The sequence below is a fragment of the Amycolatopsis acidicola genome, from assembly GCF_007713735.2.
In the GTDB taxonomy this organism is placed as follows: domain Bacteria; phylum Actinomycetota; class Actinomycetes; order Mycobacteriales; family Pseudonocardiaceae; genus Amycolatopsis_E; species Amycolatopsis_E acidicola.
The window spans coordinates 1-17,132 of sequence record NZ_VMNW02000133.1 but is presented as its reverse complement, the minus strand read 5'-3'; the positions used below and the strand labels follow the sequence as shown (position 1 = coordinate 17,132).

At 71.1% G+C, this 17,132-nt stretch carries 18 protein-coding genes; 1 reads left to right on the top strand and 17 read right to left on the bottom strand.

The window, feature by feature from the left end:
- Positions 1-18: 18 nt before the first annotated feature.
- From FPZ12_RS42670 to FPZ12_RS42645, 6 genes are all read right to left on the bottom strand, one after another.
- Positions 19-486 carry an XdhC family protein gene (locus FPZ12_RS42670; RefSeq protein WP_150980765.1) on the bottom strand — a complete coding sequence of 156 codons (468 nt, stop codon included), beginning with the start codon at positions 484-486 and terminating at the stop codon, positions 19-21.
- Between the two features lie 16 nt (positions 487-502).
- Positions 503-997, bottom strand: coding sequence for an NUDIX hydrolase (locus FPZ12_RS42665; protein WP_144758173.1), 495 nt, complete (start codon positions 995-997; stop codon positions 503-505).
- A complete protein-coding gene (locus FPZ12_RS42660; RefSeq protein WP_144758174.1) occupies positions 994-2,133 on the bottom strand; it encodes a glycosyltransferase family 4 protein in 1,140 nt (379 codons plus the stop codon). The genes FPZ12_RS42665 and FPZ12_RS42660 overlap by 4 nt, the downstream gene beginning before the upstream one ends.
- Positions 2,130-3,050, bottom strand: a complete 921-nt coding sequence (locus tag FPZ12_RS42655) for a phosphatidylinositol mannoside acyltransferase (protein WP_144758175.1) — start codon at positions 3,048-3,050, stop codon at positions 2,130-2,132. The genes FPZ12_RS42660 and FPZ12_RS42655 overlap by 4 nt, the downstream gene beginning before the upstream one ends.
- A complete protein-coding gene (gene pgsA / locus FPZ12_RS42650) occupies positions 3,047-3,670 on the bottom strand; it encodes a phosphatidylinositol phosphate synthase (protein WP_144758176.1) in 624 nt (207 codons plus the stop codon). The genes FPZ12_RS42655 and pgsA overlap by 4 nt, the downstream gene beginning before the upstream one ends.
- 142 nt (positions 3,671-3,812) lie before the next feature.
- Complete coding sequence (locus tag FPZ12_RS42645) at positions 3,813-4,325, bottom strand: MarR family winged helix-turn-helix transcriptional regulator (RefSeq protein ID WP_144758177.1); 513 nt, start codon at positions 4,323-4,325, stop codon at positions 3,813-3,815.
- A 93-nt stretch (positions 4,326-4,418) separates the two neighbouring features.
- Here FPZ12_RS42645 and FPZ12_RS42640 point away from each other — a divergent pair, with 93 nt between their 5' ends.
- Positions 4,419-4,967, top strand: a complete 549-nt coding sequence (locus FPZ12_RS42640; RefSeq protein WP_144758178.1) for a YceI family protein — start codon at positions 4,419-4,421, stop codon at positions 4,965-4,967.
- A gap of 49 nt (positions 4,968-5,016) precedes the next feature.
- Here FPZ12_RS42640 and FPZ12_RS42635 read toward each other — a convergent pair whose 3' ends face one another.
- From FPZ12_RS42635 to FPZ12_RS42585, 11 genes are all read right to left on the bottom strand, one after another.
- Positions 5,017-5,559, bottom strand: coding sequence for an HIT family protein (locus FPZ12_RS42635; protein WP_144758179.1), 543 nt, complete (start codon positions 5,557-5,559; stop codon positions 5,017-5,019).
- Positions 5,552-7,582, bottom strand: a complete 2,031-nt coding sequence (gene thrS / locus FPZ12_RS42630; protein ID WP_144758180.1) for a threonine--tRNA ligase — start codon at positions 7,580-7,582, stop codon at positions 5,552-5,554. The genes FPZ12_RS42635 and thrS overlap by 8 nt, the downstream gene beginning before the upstream one ends.
- Before the next feature lie 114 nt (positions 7,583-7,696).
- Entirely contained in the window at positions 7,697-8,314 is a 618-nt protein-coding gene (locus FPZ12_RS42625) for a malonic semialdehyde reductase (RefSeq protein ID WP_144758181.1), read from the bottom strand.
- A 93-nt stretch (positions 8,315-8,407) separates the two neighbouring features.
- Positions 8,408-9,205, bottom strand: a complete 798-nt coding sequence (locus FPZ12_RS42620) for a glycoside hydrolase family 16 protein (protein WP_144758182.1) — start codon at positions 9,203-9,205, stop codon at positions 8,408-8,410.
- 38 nt (positions 9,206-9,243) lie between these two features.
- Positions 9,244-10,098 (bottom strand): glycosyltransferase family 2 protein, encoded by an 855-nt coding sequence (locus FPZ12_RS42615; RefSeq protein WP_144758183.1) that lies wholly within the window; start codon positions 10,096-10,098, stop codon positions 9,244-9,246.
- Between the two features lie 108 nt (positions 10,099-10,206).
- On the bottom strand, positions 10,207-10,440 hold the full coding sequence (locus FPZ12_RS42610) for a hypothetical protein (protein WP_144758184.1): 234 nt from the start codon (positions 10,438-10,440) through the stop codon (positions 10,207-10,209).
- Positions 10,437-12,437, bottom strand: coding sequence for a hypothetical protein (locus FPZ12_RS42605; RefSeq protein WP_144758185.1), 2,001 nt, complete (start codon positions 12,435-12,437; stop codon positions 10,437-10,439). The genes FPZ12_RS42610 and FPZ12_RS42605 overlap by 4 nt, the downstream gene beginning before the upstream one ends.
- Positions 12,434-13,699, bottom strand: coding sequence for a lipopolysaccharide biosynthesis protein (locus FPZ12_RS42600; protein WP_243770320.1), 1,266 nt, complete (start codon positions 13,697-13,699; stop codon positions 12,434-12,436). Before FPZ12_RS42600 ends, FPZ12_RS42605 begins: the two co-directional genes overlap by 4 nt.
- Positions 13,696-14,058, bottom strand: a complete 363-nt coding sequence (locus FPZ12_RS42595; protein WP_144758186.1) for a hypothetical protein — start codon at positions 14,056-14,058, stop codon at positions 13,696-13,698. Before FPZ12_RS42595 ends, FPZ12_RS42600 begins: the two co-directional genes overlap by 4 nt.
- Positions 14,059-14,087: 29 nt before the next feature.
- On the bottom strand, positions 14,088-16,265 hold the full coding sequence (locus FPZ12_RS42590) for a glycosyltransferase (RefSeq protein ID WP_144758187.1): 2,178 nt from the start codon (positions 16,263-16,265) through the stop codon (positions 14,088-14,090).
- Complete coding sequence (locus FPZ12_RS42585; protein ID WP_424923702.1) at positions 16,262-17,089, bottom strand: glycosyltransferase family 2 protein; 828 nt, start codon at positions 17,087-17,089, stop codon at positions 16,262-16,264. The genes FPZ12_RS42590 and FPZ12_RS42585 overlap by 4 nt, the downstream gene beginning before the upstream one ends.
- Positions 17,090-17,132: the final 43 nt, after the last annotated feature.

Sequence of the window (17,132 nt, the reverse complement as noted above, 5' to 3'; positions counted from 1 at the left end):
TGGAGGTGGCGCGGCGGGTCAGAACTCGAAGCCGCCGGGGCGGTTGTTGCGGTCGGCGACGAGGCCCGCCAGCGTGGCGAGCGCGATCTCGGGCGGGGTGCGGGAGCCGATGTTCAGGCCGATCGGCCGGTGCACGCGGTCGATCTCCGCCGGGGCCACGCCCAACTGCTTGAGCGCCTCCACGTGCGGGCCTTCGTGGTGCGGGTTCCCCATCACCCCGACCCACCGCACGGGCTGGGCGAGCACGTCCCGCAGCACCGGGCCCAGCTCCTCGCGGTGGTGGTCGGTGACGACGACGTCGGTCGCCGCGTCCAGGGTGGGCAGGCTGTTCTCGGCCGGGTCGAACAGCACGGTGCGGTAGCCGAGATCGGCGGCGTACTTGAGCAGGTATTCGGCGACGGGCGAGGCGAAGACCGCGACCAGGGTGCGGACGCCGGCCTCGGGCTCGCCCGCTTCGCCGTGGGCGACGGCGCAGGGATCGGACATGCAGCGAGTGTGCCACTCAGAGCAGGGGTTCCACGATCTCGAAGTACTCCGGTTGCGGCGCGGTCCCGGCGAGCTTGAAGTACCGCACCTTCCGCCGCCGCCGCAGGGCCAGTGTGTCCCGGACGGCGTCGTTGTGCACGCGGCGGGCGATGACCACGCGGTGTTCGGCGTCGGAAAGCTCGTCGGCGAGCCGGGGCGGGAGCCCGGCGCGCGCGACGGAACCGAGCACCTTGGTCAGCTCGTTCTCCGCCGTTTCCCGTTCCGCGCGCGGGGCGGCTTCGGCGGCGTCCGCGGCCTGGAGCACCGCCGCACCCTCCACTCCGGACAGTGCGCCCGCGGCGACGGCCCTCGCGACGACGGCGCGGCGGGCCAGCGCGGCGTCGAGCGCGGCCCAGCCCGCGTCGAGGCGGACGTGCAGGCGGTCGAGGCGGTTCGCGGTGGCCACCAGGAACAACCCGCCCAGCACGACGATCGCCGCGAGGATCACGATCAGCAGGACGAAGGTGCTCACCGGCCCGCCTCCTCCGGGACCACGCGGCGCGGGTCCGCGGCCACGGCCGTCTCGTACACGCGCAGCACCTGCGTGACCACCACGCGCCAGTCGTACATGGCCACCCGCTCCCCCGCCGCCGCGGCGAGCGAGCCGCGGCGGGCCGGGTCTTCGAGCAGATCGCGCAGGACCCCGGCCATCCCGTCGGCGTCGCCGACCGGGAACAGCGCCCCGGAGCGGCCGTCGTCGAGCACGCGCCGGAACGAATCCAGGCTGCTGGCCGCGACCGCGGTGCCCGCGGCCATCGCCTCGGTGAGGATCATGCCGAAGCTTTCGCCGCCGATGTTGGGGGCGCAGTACACGTCGACGCTGCGCAGCGCCCGCGCTTTGACCTCGTCGGTGGCCTGGCCGAGCAGTTCGAGGTGCGGCGCCAGTTCCGGCCCCGCCATCCGGCGCAGCTCGTCGGGTTCCCCGCGTCCGACGACGAGCAGCCGCAGGTCCGGGAACTCGCCCAGCAGCTGCCGCGAAGCACCGAGCAGCACGTCCATTCCCTTACGGGGCTCGGTGAACCGGCCGACGAACCCGAGCGTTCCGCCCGCGCGGGGATAGCCGTCGAGCGGGAGGGCACGGGAGAAGAACTCGACGTCGACGCCGTTGGGGATTTCGACCGCGTCGCCCCCGGAATGCTCGACCTGGACGCGGCGCGCCAGCGCCGAGACGGCGATGCGCGCGGTGACCTTCTCCAGCAACGGGCGCAGCACGGGCTGGAACGCCGACAGCGTGCGCGAACGCGGCGTGGACGTGTGGAACGTGGCCACGATCGGGCCTTCGGCGACCTTCAGCGCCAGCAGCGACAGGCTCGGCGCGGCCGGCTCGTGCAGGTGCAGCACGTCGAAATTCCCGTCGCGCAGCCATCTCCGCACGCGCGCGTAGGAGACCGGGCCGAACTGCAGCCGGGCGACCGAGCCGTTGTAGGGAATGCCGAGCGCCTTGCCCGCGGGCACGACGAACGACGGCAGGTCGGCGTCCTCGTCGGCGGGCGCCAGCACGGAAACCTGGTGCCCGCGCGCGAGCAGCGCGCGCGCCAGGTCGACCACGTGCCCCTGCACCCCGCCGGGGACGTCGAACGAATAGGGACAGACGATCCCGATCTTCACCCCGCCGCAGCCTCCTCTTCGCCGGCGGGCCCGGCCTCGCCGAAGTCGGCGGTCCACAGCTTCTGCATCATGTGCCAGTCCGCCGGGTGGGCGGCGATGTCCCCGGCGAAGATGTCGGCGATCGCCTGGGTGGCGGCCGGGACCTCGGCGCGCTGGGTGACCCGGATCCGCGGGTGCACGCGGATGCCCCAGCCGTCCTCGGTGAACCACGAGCCCACAGGCAGCAGCGCGGCGCCGGTGCTCGCGGCGAGCCGGGCCGGGCCGGCCGGCATCTTGGTCTCCTCGCCGAAGAACGTCACCGGGATGCCGGTGCGGGTCAGGTCGCGGTCACCCACGAGGCACACGACCTTGTTCTCCCGCAGGCGTTGCAGCAGCAGGCGGAACGAGCCGGTGCCGGTGGTCGGCAGGATCTCGAAGCCGAGCGACTCGCGGAAGTCCACGAACCGCCGGTACACCGACTCCGGCTCCAGCCGCTCGACGACCGTGGTGAACGAACCCGCGTAGCCGACCATCCACAGCCCGGCCGCGTCCCAGTTCCCCGAATGCGGCAGCACGCACACCACGCCGTTGCCCTCGGCGAGCGCGGCCTCGATGTTCTCCACCCCGGTGATCGCTTCGTCCACTTTGGACTTCACGGCCTCCGGGTCCATCGCGGGCAGCCGGAACATCTCCAGCCAGTAGCGGGCGTACGAACGCAGCGCGCGGCGGGTCAGCTCGTCCAGTTCGGCGGTGCCGGCCTGCGGGACGACACGGGCGAGGTTCCGGCGCAGCTGCCGGACTCCGGGGCCGTCGCGGCGCGCCCCGAAGTCGGCGCCCAGCGCGAACGCGGCCGACGACATCCCGGCCGGCAGCCTGCGGATCAGCTGCCAGCCGAGCGCGTAGCCGAGATCGGTCGCGCGCTGGGCGAGTCCGCTCACGAATGCGCCTCCCGCTCCTTCGCCCTGGCCGAAGCCGCGACGGCGAACATCCGCTGCGCCAGCGTGATGGCGGACAGCACGGCGAGCAGCCACTGCGTGCCCTCGACCAGGTAGGGCAGGCCGAAGCCCTGCAGGCCGGTGCCGACGAGGGCGATGATCAGCCGCTCGGCGCGTTCGATCAGGCCGCCGTCGGCGGACAGACCGGACGCCTCGGCGCGTGCCTTCACATACGAGATGACCTGCCCGAGCACCAGGCAGGCGAGCGTCGCCCCGGCCGCGCGGAGGTTGTGCTCCTCGACGAAACACCACCAGGCGATCGCGGCGAACAGCGTCCCGTCGACGAGCCTGTCGCAGGTCGCGTCGAGCGCCGCGCCGAACGGGGTGCCGTGCCCGCGGGCGCGGGCTATCGCGCCGTCGAGCAGGTCGAGCATGGCGAAGCCCCACACCGTGAAGGTGCCCCACAGCAGCAGCCCCGTGGGGAAGAACGCGATCGCGCAGGCCAGCGCGCCGACCGTGCCGATCGCGGTCATGACATTGGGCGTCACCCCGGCCCGCAGCAGGGCGTGGCCGAGCGGATCGAGAGCGCGGGACACCGACGCGCGCGCGAAGATGTTGAGCATCAGATCTGCGGTGGGGGGTAATCGGCCGGCATTCTCATCGCTGTCAACGTCACCCCGGGGCGTGCGGATAGGAGATGTTTTCGGACCGCAGCCTATCTACACAGCTCCCGGCACTCGCGCGGCGGCGCGGTAAACACGCCGATCAGCGCGGCGGCGCGGCCTCGGCGGCGTCGATTTCGGCGATCGCGGCAGCGCAGCGCGGCGTCAGCTTCGCCACTATCGCGGCGCTGATCTCCCCGAGGGCGGCCACCTGCTCGGGGGTGAGCGCGTCGAAAACGGCTTCACGCACGGCCTCCACGTGACCCGGCGCGGCGCCCTCGATGGCGGCCAGGCCCCCGTCCGTCAACGTCGCGAACGAGCCGCGTTTGTCGGTGTCGCAGGTGAAACGCCGCACCCAGCCGCTGTCCTCCAGGCGCGCCACGGCGTGCGAGAGCCTGCTCCGCGACGAACGGCACCGCTCCGCCAGCTCGCTCATGCGCAGCGTGCGGTCCGGCGCTTCGGACAGCACCACGAGCACCTCGTAGTAGGTCACCGGCATGTTCGCGTCGCGCTGGAGCTGGCCTTCGACGTGGCCGCGGACCATGTCCACAGCCAGGTTGAAGCCGCGCCAGACACTCTGCTCACGATCGTCGAGCCAGCGTGGGGAACCGGGCATGAGATCTATCCTACCCCTAGTTGAGGGCTCAACCATCCTTCGCTAGTCTCGGTTGAGAGCTCAATTGTCAGCAAGGCTAATCAAGGAGTTTCCATGAGCGCGCCCACGACCGAGATCCCCGGGTACACCGCGGGCACCTGGGTGATCGACGGCAGCCACTCCGACGTCACCTTCACCGTCCGCCACCTGGGCGTCTCGAAGGTGCGCGGCCGGTTCGACCAGGTCGAGACCACCATCGTGACCGGCGAGAACATCGCCGACTCGACGGTCAACGCGACCATCCGCACCGCGAGCATCGACACCAACAACGACCAGCGCGACGAGCACGTCCGCGGGGCCGACTTCCTCGACGTCGACCAGTTCCCGACGATGACCTTCACCTCGACCGGCATCCGCGCCGACGACGGCGACTTCTTCATCGACGGCGAGCTGACCCTGCACGGCGTCACCAAGCAGGTCACCCTGACCGCCGAGCTCGGCGGCTTCGGCGACGGCATGACCCCGGGCAGCAAGGTGCTGGGCGTGTCCGCCTCCACCGAGATCAGCCGCACCGACTTCGGCGTCGGCGCGAGCGTCCCCGCCGCGGTGCTGGGCGACAAGGTCAAGATCGAGCTGGACATCGAGGCCGGCCTGCAGGCCTGAATCCCCCGGTACGGACGCCCTTCCGGCACGGAGCCGGCGGGGCGTTCCGTCATTTCCAGGCGTTCGCCAGCAGTTCGCGCGTCTCCCCCAGCAGCTGGGGCAGGACCTTCGTGTGCCCGACGACCGGCATGAAGTTGTTGTCGCCGCCCCAGCGCGGGACGACGTGCTGGTGCAGGTGCGCGGCGATCCCGGCGCCGGCGATCACGCCCTGGTTCATCCCGATGTTGAACCCGTGCGCGCCCGACACCGAGCGGATCACCGTCATCGCGTGCTGGGTGAACTCCGCGAGCTCCCGCGTCTCGTCGACGGTCAGCTCGGGGTAGTCCGCGACGTGGCGGTACGGCAGCACCATCAGGTGCCCGGGGTTGTACGGGTACAGGTTCAGCACCGCCCACACGTGCTCGCCGCGGGCGATGATCAGCGCCTGCTCGTCCGGCAGGCCGAGCAGGCGGCAGAACGGGCAGCCCTCGGGCTCGTCGCCCTCGGGCTTGTCCTGCCCCTGCACGTACGCCAGCCTGTGCGGCGTCCACAGCCGCTGCAGCGCGTCCTCGACCCCGACGCCGTCCTGGGGAACGAGCTCCGGCTCACTCACCCAGTACCGCCTGCAGCGCTTCGGCGTTCGGCGAGGAGTTCTCCCGGCGCTCGACCCACGCGGCGATGGCCTCCACCGCGTCCTCGACCGGAACCGCGTTGATCTGGCCGCCGTCGCGGAAGCGGAACGACACCGCGCCGGCTTCGACGTCCTTGCCGCCGGCCAGCAGCAGGAACGGCACCTTCTGCGTGGTGTGGGTGCGGATCTTCTTCTGCATGCGGTCGTCGCTGGTGTCGATGTCGACGCGGATTCCCTTGGCGCGCAAGGCTTTCTCCACCGCACGCAGGTGCTCGACGTGCTCGTCGGAGATCGGGATGCCGACCACCTGCACCGGCGCCAGCCACGCCGGGAACGCGCCCGCGTAGTGCTCGGTGAGCACCCCGAAGAACCGTTCGATGGAGCCGAACAGCGCGCGATGGATCATGATCGGGCGCTGCCTGCTGCCGTCGGACGCGGTGTACTCGAGGCCGAACCGCTTGTTCTGGTTGAAGTCCAGCTGGATGGTCGACATCTGCCAGCTGCGGCCGATCGCGTCCTTGGCCTGCACCGAGATCTTGGGCCCGTAGAACGCCGCGCCGCCCGGGTCCGGCACCAGTTCGAGGCCGGAGTCCACCGCCGCCTGGCGCAGCGTCTCGGTGGCCTCCTCCCACTCCCAGTCCTCGCCGATGAACTTGTCCGAGTCACCGCGGGTGGACAGTTCCAGGTAGAAGTCGGCCAGCCCGTAGTCGGCGAGCAGGTCGAGCACGAACTTCAGCAGCGAGCGCAGTTCGCCCGGCATCTGCTCCTTGGTGCAGTAGATGTGCGAATCGTCCATGGTCAGCCCGCGCACCCGGGTCAGCCCGTGCACGACGCCCGATTTTTCGTACCGGTACACGGTCCCGAACTCGAACAGCCGCAGCGGCAGGTCCCGGTAGGACCGCCCGCGCGACCGGTAGATCAGGTTGTGCATGGGGCAGTTCATGGCCTTGAGGTAGTAGTCCTCTTCCTCCACCTTCATGGCCGGGAACATGGTGTCCGCGTAGTACGGCAGGTGCCCGGAGGTGTGGAACAGCCCGCCCTTGGTGATGTGCGGGGTGTTCACGAACTCGTACCCCGCCTCCTCGTGGCGGCGGCGCGAGTAGTTCTCCAGCTCGCGGCGGATGATGCCGCCCTTGGGGTGGAACACCGGCAGCCCGGAGCCGATCTCCTCGGGGAAGGAGAACAGGTCCAGCTCCGCGCCGAGCTTGCGGTGGTCGCGGCGCTCGGCCTCGGCGAGGCGCTCCAAATACTCGTCCTGCGCCTCGGCCGACTCCCACGCGGTGCCGTAGATCCGTTGCAGCTGCGGGTTGTTCTCGTTGCCGCGCCAGTACGCGGCGGCGACACGGGTGAGCTTGAACGCCGGGATGAACTTCGTGGTCGGCACGTGCGGGCCGCGGCACAGGTCGCTCCACACGCGCTCCTTGGTGCGCGGGTCGAGGTTGTCGTACGCGGTCAGCTCGCCGCCACCGACCTCCATCACCTCGTCGGTGTCCACATCGGACTTGAGGTCGACCAGTTCGAGCTTGAACGGCTCGTCCTTCAGCTCTTCTTTCGCCGCCTCAGGAGATTCGAGGACGCGGCGGGAGAACTGCTGCGAGCCCTTGACGATCTGCTTCATGCGCTTTTCCAGCGCCTGCAGGTCTTCCGGGGTGAACGGCTTCTCGACGGCGAAGTCGTAGTAGAACCCGTCCTTCACCGGCGGGCCGATGCCGAGCTTGGCTTCGGGGAACTGCTGCTGCACGGCCTGGGCGAGCACGTGCGCGGCGGAGTGGCGGATGACGGCGCGGCCGTCTTCGGTGTTCGCGGCGACCGGCTCGACGGTGACCTCGGTTTCGGGCGCCCACGCGAGATCGCGCAGCTTCCCGCCCGAGTCACGGACGACGACGATCGCGCCGGGGCCCTTGGCGGGCAGGCCCGCCTCGCGGACAGCCGCGCCGGCCGTAGTCCCGGCCTGCACCACCACGCTGGAGGCGGGTGCGGCTGCGACGGACGACGGCTGGTTCACGATGGGCTCCTCGGGGGCAGAACGTGGCTGAGGTTTACCCGCTCGATGCTATCCGCCCAGCCCAGGCGCCCCGGCCGGGGCACCCTCCACGCGGGAGTGCGCCCCGGCGGTCACTCAGACGCTCTCGACGACCTCGTCGTAGTCCAGCCGCGGCAGGCGGTCGAACCACGGGTTGTCGCCGGGCTTGCCGACGTTGACGACCACGAGGCTCTTCCACTTGTTGCCGGAGAAGAACTCCTTGTCCACGCCCTCGCTGTCGAAGCCCGTCATCGGGCCGGCGGCCAGGCCCGCGGCGCGCACGCCGATGATGAAATAGCCGACCTGCAGCAGCGAGTTGAGCCGCGCGAAGCCTTCGCGGGAGGTCTCGCTGCCGGCGAACATGTCCTTCGCGTCCGGCTTGTGCGGGAAGGTCTTCGGCAGGTTCTCGTGGAAGTCGGTGTCGGCGGCGAGCACGACGGTGACCGGGGCGCTCGCGGTCTTCGCGCGGTTGCCCTCGGACATGTGCGGCAGCAGCCGCTCCTTACCCTCCGGCGTGCGCACCACGAGCGCGCGCAGCGGCTGGGTGTTCATCGACGTCGGCGCCCATTTCACCAGGTCGTAGATCGCCTGGAGCTGCTCGTCGCTGACCGGCTCGTCGCTGAAGCTGTTCGCGGTGCGGGCCTCGCGGAACAACAGGTCCTGCACGTCGGCCGGCACGGGCAAGGCGTCGGCCTGGCTGGCGGTCGAGGTCATGGGCTTTTCTCCCTTGTCCTTGGATTGCTTCCGTACAGCGCAACAACGATTGAACGCTTGACTATTTCTGTCCCGGAGTGTGGGCGTGATCACTCACCGGTACACGCGGGCCCAGTCGACCTGCGCCGAGGTCTGCTGCGGGGCGCCGGCGTGCTTGGTCATGTAAGTCAGCTGCAGCACCAGATGCATGGGAGTCCGCGGGATGTACTTCGGGTCGGAGTACACGCCCCACACCTGTCCGTCGAGGTAGAGCGTGATCTTGTCCGCCTGCCAGTCGACGCCGAAGTTGTGCCACTGGGTCAGGTCCACCGGGTTGCTCTTGAAGTACGGGCCCTTGAGGTTGCCGGGGCCGTGCAGCCAGCTCTCGGTGAACTGGCGGGCCGGGTTCCAGGTCTCGGAGAAGTCGATCTCCCCGGCGTCCGGGAAGTTCGCATCGTCCGAACCCCACAGCAGGAACGTCGGGGCGTACCCGGCGTCGGCGGGCAGCGGCATCCGCGCGCGCACCTCCCACCGGCCGAAGGTCTGGTCGGACTTCCACGCCAGCCCGCAGGTGGTGCCGGACTCGCTGCCCAGCCCGGTCATCGTCAGCACGCCGCCGGAGACGGCGCACTGCTTCTTGCTCCAGCTCTCCTTGACGGAGTTGTCGCCGTCGTAGACGTCCCAGTTCTTCGTGTCGAGCTTGCTGCCGTCGAACTCGTCGCCGCCGACTTTCTGCCAGCCGTTGAGCACGGCGGCTTCGGTGGACGCGGCGGGGGTTTCAGCGGGAGTGACGGCGCCTTGGGCGGCGGGCTCGCCGTCGTCGCTGAACCGCCGGGCGGTCAGCGTGACGGCGACGACCACACCGACGACGAGCACGGCGCAGAGGGCGAGCAGGATCACGCGACGCTTCACGGCCGATCAACTTACCTCCCTCGTCCGGGTGGTTCTTTTCACCCATTCCTTTCTTCGCCGGCACGCCCGGCCTGTGCCCGCGCCAGCACGAACAGCGCCTGCCGCCGCAGCCGCGCGCCCGGCGCCTTCGCGACGCCGACCAGGCGGTCCCGCCTGCGCACGTCCCAGTTCGGCGCCGTCGCCAGCTCGTCGCTGAGGGTGCGCTGTTCCAGGTAGCCACTGCCGTCCTCGGCCGCCGACAGCGACTGACGGGTGATCCGGAACGCGGCGAGCGACTCCCGGAGCCCGTAGAAGTCGCCGTGTTCGAGGAGCCGGATCCACAGCACGAGATCCATCGGGAAGACCCACCGCCGGTCGAACCCGCCGACCGCGTCGAACTGGTCGCGCCGGAACAGCGCGGCGGCCGGCTCGCCCAGCGGGTTGCCGCCGTGCCGCACGACGCGGCGGATCACGTCGCGGCTGGCGTGCCGCCCGAGCAGCCCGCGCAGGCCGCGGTTGCGGCTGAGCGGCTGGGCTTCCTCGTTCACCATCGTGCGGCGGCTGCACACCAGCGCCAGGCCGGGGTCGCGGGAGAGCACGGAATGCTGGTGCTCCAGGCAGCGCGGGTGCAGCAGGTCGTCCGCGCAGACCAGTTTTACCAGCGGGGCGGCGGATTCGGCCACGACGCGGTTCCAGTTCTCGGCCAGCGGCAGCACGCTTTCGTTGCGGAGCACGCGAAGCCGCGGATCGTCGAACCGCCGCAGGATCTCCGGGGTGGCGTCGGTGCAGGCGTTGTCCAGCACCACCACCTCGAAGTCCTCGAAGGTCTGGGCCAGCACGCTGCGCAGGGTCTGCGCCAGGTACCTCTCGGCCTGGTACGCCGGGATGCAGACCGAAACCGCGGGCCTGGTCACACGTTCCCCCTCGACTCGGCCGGAGCGGACGCGGCCCCGGAGACACACAGAGCTTGGCGATGCTACCGCCACGGCACCGGCCGGTCGCCGTGGAGAGCGCTTTCCGGGCTACGTCGCCGTCAGCCCGGCCACGATGCGCCAGACCGCGCCGATCACGGTGAGCACCGTCAGCACCACGGCCACGATGTCGAGCCGGCGGATGCGGCTCGTCCGCGCCGTGGCGGAATCGGTGGACCGGCGCCCGACCGCGAGCTCCTTGAAGACCGTCCGCACGATCACGACGACGAGCAGCGCGACACCCAGTACCGCGGTGACGAGCGTCAGCACGTCGGCCGGGCTCATTGCGCCACCCCTTCGTCCGGCTGCGGGTTCTTGACCGCCGCGCTCCCCCTGGCCAGCACCAGCGCTCCGTCCTGGTCGAACACCGTGCGGTACAGCTGCGTTTCGGCCAAGCCCCGCAGCAGCTGCTGAGGATAGTCGTCGGCCGCGCCGTTGAGGATGTCGACGTACGCCCACTGCGGCCCGCTGAGCACGAGGTAGTCGGGGCCCTTGCCGCGCAGGCAGTCCACCAGCACCGGCACGTGCACGAGATCGGCGCAGTACATGTCCACTTCGGACTGTTCCACTTCGCCGACCCGTTCGTAGTTCAGCGGGATCGCGTTGACCAGCGAGTCGACCCGCTCGCCGGGGCGGGCCTGCCCGACGGCCCAGGACATCGCGTCGATATCCGTGCGGCTGACACTGGTGTACGCGTCGTTCCCGCCGCGCCCCAGCACCGTGGACCCGGTCAGCAGGCTCAGCACCAGCCACGGGATCGCCGCCGCCACGAGCGTGCGGCGTGGGTGGTTGCGCCAGCGCAGCCGCCGGGCGCTCGTGATCGCCCGCTCCAGCGCGATCGCCGCGGGCAGCGACATCAGCGGCAGCGCGTAGAGGAAGCAGCGCATGAAGACCTCGCCGCCGTAGGACTGCACCACCGCGATCCCGAACGGCGCCGCGCACAACACGGGCAGCATCCACGACCGCAGGTTGTCCCGGCGCAGGAACACGATCCCGAGCGCGGCGAGCCCCGCGACGAACCCGCTCGTCGCGATCCGCACCAGCAGCACGATGAGGTGCCCGGGACTGCCCGAAAGCCGGCTGAACAGGCCCTGGTCCACCGACGAGCCGACGTCCCCGAGCGGGCTGAGGATCATCTGGATCAGCTGCCCGCTCCAGAAGTCCTCCGCGCCGAGGGAGAACCACACCACCGCCGCGCCGATCACGATGAACGGCAGCCAGGCCGGCCACAACCTGCCGAACACCAGCAGCAGCAACAAAAAAAGCCCCAGCATGAACGGGGTCAGCTGGTGCGTCGGGGCGAGCCCGAGCCCGATCAGCACCACCGAGCCCTGCGCCACCAGCCGCGCCTTCGGGCTCGACCGCGGCGCGAGCCGCACCCGCAGCCGCGCCTTCACCGGCTCGGTCAGCCGGGGCCTCACGAGGTGCCGGAAGGTGAGGGTGAGCGCGGCCAGCATCATCACCATCGCGGTGGCCTGCGGCGAAAAGTAGTCCTGTTCCGTCCAGTTCCCCGCGAGGAAAATCCACGGTGCGATCCAGGACGCGCGCCGGTTTCCCAGCGCCGACACCGCCAGCGCGCGGGTGCCGAGCACCATCAGCCCGGCGAACACGACGGGCGCCCAGTTCAAAAGGGACAGCGCGTTCGGGATGCCCGCGGCCTTGGTGATCATCGCGATCAGCGAGAAGAACCCGGCCCACGAGAACCGCGCGTCGAAGCCCTCCAGCACTTCGCCGTGCCCGGCGATGTACTCCGCGAATCCCGAGTGCAGCCAGGAAACCGGCAGCCGCGCGACCTCCTCGACCGCGGGTTGCAGGCCGTACACGAAGAAGACGCCGACGAGCGTGTACGCGCTCATGACCCACGTGCGGGGCGCGTAACGCAGCAGCTCCAGCACCACCGCGGCGATCAGCACCGGATACGCCAGCAGCGTCGGCACCGACAGCTCGCCGATCAGCCCGATCCCGCCGATCGCCGAGGGCGGCACCGGATGGAGGCCGATCACCCACAGGATGAGCGCGGCCACGGCCAGGCCGGGCCCGAGGAACGGGTCGCTGAGGAACCCGAGCCTGCCGGGGGCGGGGCCGCCGGGCAGGCGCGGGCGGGAGTCGACCGCGCGGCGCCGCTGCGTCGCTTCCTCTTGCGGCGTCAGGAGTCCCGCCGTCGGGATGTAGCGCGTCGGGCCGCTGGGCGTGGGGTACCGCATCGGCCGGTTCGGCCCGGGATAGCGGCGGACCGGGCGGTTCGGGCGGAACGGGCCGAAAAAACGGGTCGGCGCACTCACCGCCGGGCTCCCGGCAGCCGCGTGCGCAGGTCCACCAGCACCAGCGCGGCGAGGACGCACTGCACGACGAGCTGGCCGATGCCGAACGTGAACTCGTCCGGCACCACGAGGGCGAGCACGACGGCACACGCCGCTGTGATGGCGTGCAGCAGCGCGACCCCCACGCCCCGGCCCTGGCCGAGGTGCACCGCGATGCCGACGAGAACCATCAGCCGGGGCGCCTGCGCGACCAGCAGCATCCGCAGCAGGCCGGTGCCCGAGGTGTACTCGTGCCCGAAGATCAGCAGCAGGATCCCGGCGAGCACGCCGCCGAGGACGAGCATCGGCACGAAGACCATCGCGAGCCTGCCGCCGGCCCGCAGGGTCAGCGAGCGCGCATGCTCCGGCTCGGCGGAAAGCCGCACCACCAACGGGTTCACGAACATCGAGGCGGCGAGGTCGAGCGCGTTGATCGCGGTCCAGACCACGAAGAACACGGCGTTCGCGTCCGCGCCGAAGCGGTGCAGCATGATCAGCGGCACCAGGTTGTAGAGCACGACGATGCACACCGTGCCCGGGTACGTCGGCGCGAGCAGCCGGACGATCTCGCGGCGGTCCGGCAGCTCGCCCGGCTCGTCCGGCGCGCGCACGCGGCGGAACACCAGCCCGGTGATCACGAGCACCACCACGACCGTCGGCAGCACCCACGAGACGATCAGCCCGGTCGCGCCGATCAGCGGCGCCAGCAGCACCAGGACGACGAGCCGCGACAGGCCGAACAGGCCGTTTTCGATCGGGACCCAGCGGGCTTTCCCGACCCCGGTGAGCACTTCGTCCTGGAACTGGAAGATCGTCCACGCGACGGCGGCGAGCAGGAAAAGCCAGGCCCCGCCCGGAACCCGGGACGCCACGTCGGCGCCCGAGGGCACGAGCACGAAGACGACGGCACCGGTGAGCCCGCCGAGGAACACGGCGAGATAGGTACGGTTCAGCAGCTGCGGCAGGCGATGCCCGGCGCGGGGTGCCCAGCGCAGCACGGCAGGCCCGAGCCCGAGTTCGGCGACACCCGCCACGAGCAGCATCCCCGAGACGAACGCCGAAATGTGCCCGACGTCGGCCGCGGGCAGCAGGCGCGCGGCCAGGATCCAGCCGACCATCCCGGCGACGGCGCTGATCGCGGCGCTGGCGGAAAGGGCGAGCCCGTCGGCGAACATGCCGGTGCCGGTGCCCGCCGTGTCCAGCGGCGCCTGCGGGCGGTTCCGCAGGCGTGGCCACTTCGTCACCGGGCGGCCTCCCGCGGCGGTTTGCTGCGCAGCACGTGGTGCACGAGCAGACCCGCGGTCGCGAACGCCAGGAGCACGACGGCGCCTTCCGGGTGCCAGGCGTGGGTCAGCACCAGCATCTGCGCCACCAGGATGCTGACCGCCAGCGACAGCCCGACCGCGCTGATCCAGGTGACCGACACGTGCCGCACGTTGACGTAGGAGATCAGGGACCAGCCGGGCGCGGTGCACACGAACACCAGCACCAGCAGGGTGCGCAGCGGGGTGGTCACGCCCGTGAGGATGAGGACGACGGTGGAGAAGCACACGGCGAGCAGGCAGTAGGCGGTGATCCGCCGGTTCCTCAGTTGCTCGGTCACCGCACTCTCCTTTCCGCGCCAGCCAATGGTTACCGATGCCCCGAACGGGCGTCGAACCGGTACCGCTTCCACGCGCGGACGAGAGCGAGTGGCCCGCCGAGCATGCCGTAGCGCTCGTCGCGGCGGAGCTGCCGCAGCCGCGAGCGCGCGGCGCGGTCGGACAGCGGGAGTTCCGGCGTGCGCGAGGCCAGGCGTGCCATGCCGCGGGGCAGCCGGCGCAGGATGGAGAACACGCCGGAAGGCTTGCGCACCACGGAAAGCAGCAGCATCGCGGAAAGCCCGACACCGTAACCGCGCATCTGCTCGCGCAGTTCCAGCCAGTCCGCGCGGTGGGTGTGCCGGGCGACGGCGTGCGGCGTGTAGACGACCGTGCCGTCGTGGCGCGCGAGCCGGACGAACAGGTCGAGGTCCTCCCCCGCCATCGCCGGGGTGCCCGCGCCGAGCAACGGGTCGAACCCGCCGAGCTCGTCGAAGGTGCTGCGGCGCCAGGTGGTGCAGCTGCCCGGCCCGTAGCGCGCCATCGACAACGGGTACAGCGGGTCCTCTCGCGCCGTCTCGCGGTCCAGCCGCTGGCGGCGCACCGTGTGGCTGTAGCCCTTGAGCCGCTCGAAGAGCACTTCGGCGTCGGTCTCCAGGCTCGCGGGCAGCACCATCGCCGTCACGCAGCCGACGCCGGAGCCGGTCACGAACTCCTCGGCCACCGTGTCGAACCAGCCCGGCTCGACGCTGATGTTCTCGTCGATGAAGGCGATGAACTCGCCGCTGCTCTCGCGCGCGCCGGTGTTGCGGGCGATGCTCACGCCCTTGCGCGGTTCGACGAGGTAGCGGGCGCCGAGCTTTTCGGTCTCCTCGCGCAGCCAGTCGTCCCCGTGCGCGCCGGTCGGGAAGTTGTCCACGACCAGGATTTCGAGCTTCTCGTACCCCGCCGCGAGCGCCGCGCGGACGCTGGCGAGCGCCTGGGCCTTGCGGTGCGCGGTCGGGATCACGACGCTGATCAGCGGCCGCTCGAACTCCGCTTCCGGTTGCGCCGCAACGGTTCCGGTGCCGATCACGTCGAGCCGGGCCGCGCCGTGGCGCACCGGCAGCAGGACCACGTCCCGGGTCCGCGCGCCGTCGCGGACCAGCACCTGGGCCGCGCGGTAATGCCCGACCGCGCGCGCCGGAACCGGGAGCCGGGCGGGCAGGTCGCGCACGTCGACGGTGGCGACGTGGATCGGCCCGTGCACGAGTTTCGGCGCGGTGGACCGGATCCGCAGCTTGTCCCCGGCCAGTTTGCCGCGCAGGTACCCGGCCGCGGTGCTCGCGACGACGAGGACCAGCGCCACCATCCCGGTCAGCCCGGAACGCCGGCCGCGCGCGAACCTGCTCAGCTCGCGGAACCACGCCGCGGGAATGACCCGGCGCAGGTAGTCGCGTTCCGTCGACAACGCCGCGTCCGCGCCGACCGAGCGCGAGACCAGCGCCTTGGACAGCCCTTCGCCCCAGCCACGACGGCGCAGGTAGCCCCACGTGAGCCTGTCCGGCGTGACGCGGTGGCGCACGGCGGCCTGCGGGCGGAACAGGATCATCGCGCCCGGCGAAGCCTGGTGCAGCCGGATGCACAGCTCGGTTTCCTCGCAGCCGAGCGGGGTCCGCCCGATCCGGCCGAGGTCCTCGGTGAACGTGCCGGCGAGCCGGAAGGCCTCGCGGCGGAAGGACATGTTGCAGCCCATGACGTTCCGCACGGGTGTCTCGGTGACCGGCTGCCCGGTGTACGTGCAGCCGATGACCCAGTCCAGTTCGCCGGTGCCGTCGCCGCGCGCGGGCAGCAGCGGCGAGCGGACGCCGTCCGGCCAGCGCGGCGCGGCCGAACCGCCGACCGCGAGCACGCGCGTGTCGCGGTATCCGGCGAGGAGCTGGGCGAGCCAGTCCGGCTCGGCGACCGCGTCGTCGTCGAGGAACGCGACCACGTCGCCCTTGGCGAGTTCGATCGCCGTGTTGCGGGCGCCGGAAAGCCCGCGCCTGCCCGAGTTTTCGACCACCGCGGCGCCGACGAACTCGGCCGCGGCGCGCTCGGCGAGCGCCGGGTTGTGGTCGATCACCACGATGATCTCGCTCGCCGGCACGGTCTGCTCCCGCACCGAGGCGACCGCGGCGACGAGGTCCTCCCAGCGCCGGTCGGTGTAGGCGCAGATCACCACGGAGGTGGCGAGATCCTCGGCACTCATACCGGTTCGCCCACGCCTTCCGCGGCCGCGGACAGCGCGCCCGGCGTGAACTCGCCGAAGCGCCGGGTGCGGCGCTGCTTGCCGACGCGCTGCCATTCGGCGACCAGGGTGCGCAGCACGCGGCCGCCGTCGGAGAAGGTGCGCAGGTTCGTCTCACCGTGCAGCCGTTTCCGCTCGACGCTGGGCACCTCGGTGATCCACAGGCCCAGCGCGGCGACGCGGCAGTTGATCACGGTTTCGATCTCGAACCCGTCGCCCCACAGCATCTCCCGCCCGGGCGGGGTGAACACCGGCGGCAGCGCGAGGCTCGGCACGAGGTCACGCCAGAACGCGTTGTAGCCGTAGCAGAGGTCGGTGAAACCGCCGCTGAAGAGCGTGTTGCTGATCTTGTTCAACCCTGAGTTCCCGGCGGCGCGCAGGGCCGTGATGTCGTGGCTGCCGCCGCCGGGGGCGAACCGGCTGCCCTTGGCGAAGTCGGCGCCGCCGACGAGCGCGTCGACGAAGCGCGGGATCTCGGCCGGGTCGGCGGAGCCGTCGGCGTCGAACATGACGATGACGTCGCCGGAGGCGGCGAGGAACCCGCAGGCGAGCGCGTTTCCCTTGCCGCGCCGGGTCTGCTGGATGACCCGGACTCCGGGCCGCGCCGCGTGCGCGACCTCGGCGGTGCCGTCGCCGGAATGCCCGTCCACCACGAGGATCTCGTGCACTTCGGGCAGTTCGGGCAGGATCTCACGCAGGTTGGCGGCCTCGTTCTTGGCGGGAACGACGACGGTGACCGCGGGTTCGAGGCGGCGCCGGGGAACACGCCGGTTCGCGAAGGCGATCGCGTCGCCGAGGTTTTCGAAGCCGGAAGCGGAGCGTGGGGAG

Coding starts and splice junctions, on each gene's coding strand:
- FPZ12_RS42670 (WP_150980765.1), bottom strand. CDS start 486: ATGTCCGATCCCTGCGCCGTCGCCCACGGCGAAGCGGGCGAGCCCGAG.
- pgsA (WP_144758176.1), bottom strand. CDS start 3,670: ATGCTCAACATCTTCGCGCGCGCGTCGGTGTCCCGCGCTCTCGATCCG.
- FPZ12_RS42645 (WP_144758177.1), bottom strand. CDS start 4,325: ATGCCCGGTTCCCCACGCTGGCTCGACGATCGTGAGCAGAGTGTCTGG.
- FPZ12_RS42640 (WP_144758178.1), top strand. CDS start 4,419: ATGAGCGCGCCCACGACCGAGATCCCCGGGTACACCGCGGGCACCTGG.
- FPZ12_RS42625 (WP_144758181.1), bottom strand. CDS start 8,314: ATGACCTCGACCGCCAGCCAGGCCGACGCCTTGCCCGTGCCGGCCGAC.
- FPZ12_RS42610 (WP_144758184.1), bottom strand. CDS start 10,440: ATGAGCCCGGCCGACGTGCTGACGCTCGTCACCGCGGTACTGGGTGTC.
- FPZ12_RS42590 (WP_144758187.1), bottom strand. CDS start 16,265: ATGAGTGCCGAGGATCTCGCCACCTCCGTGGTGATCTGCGCCTACACC.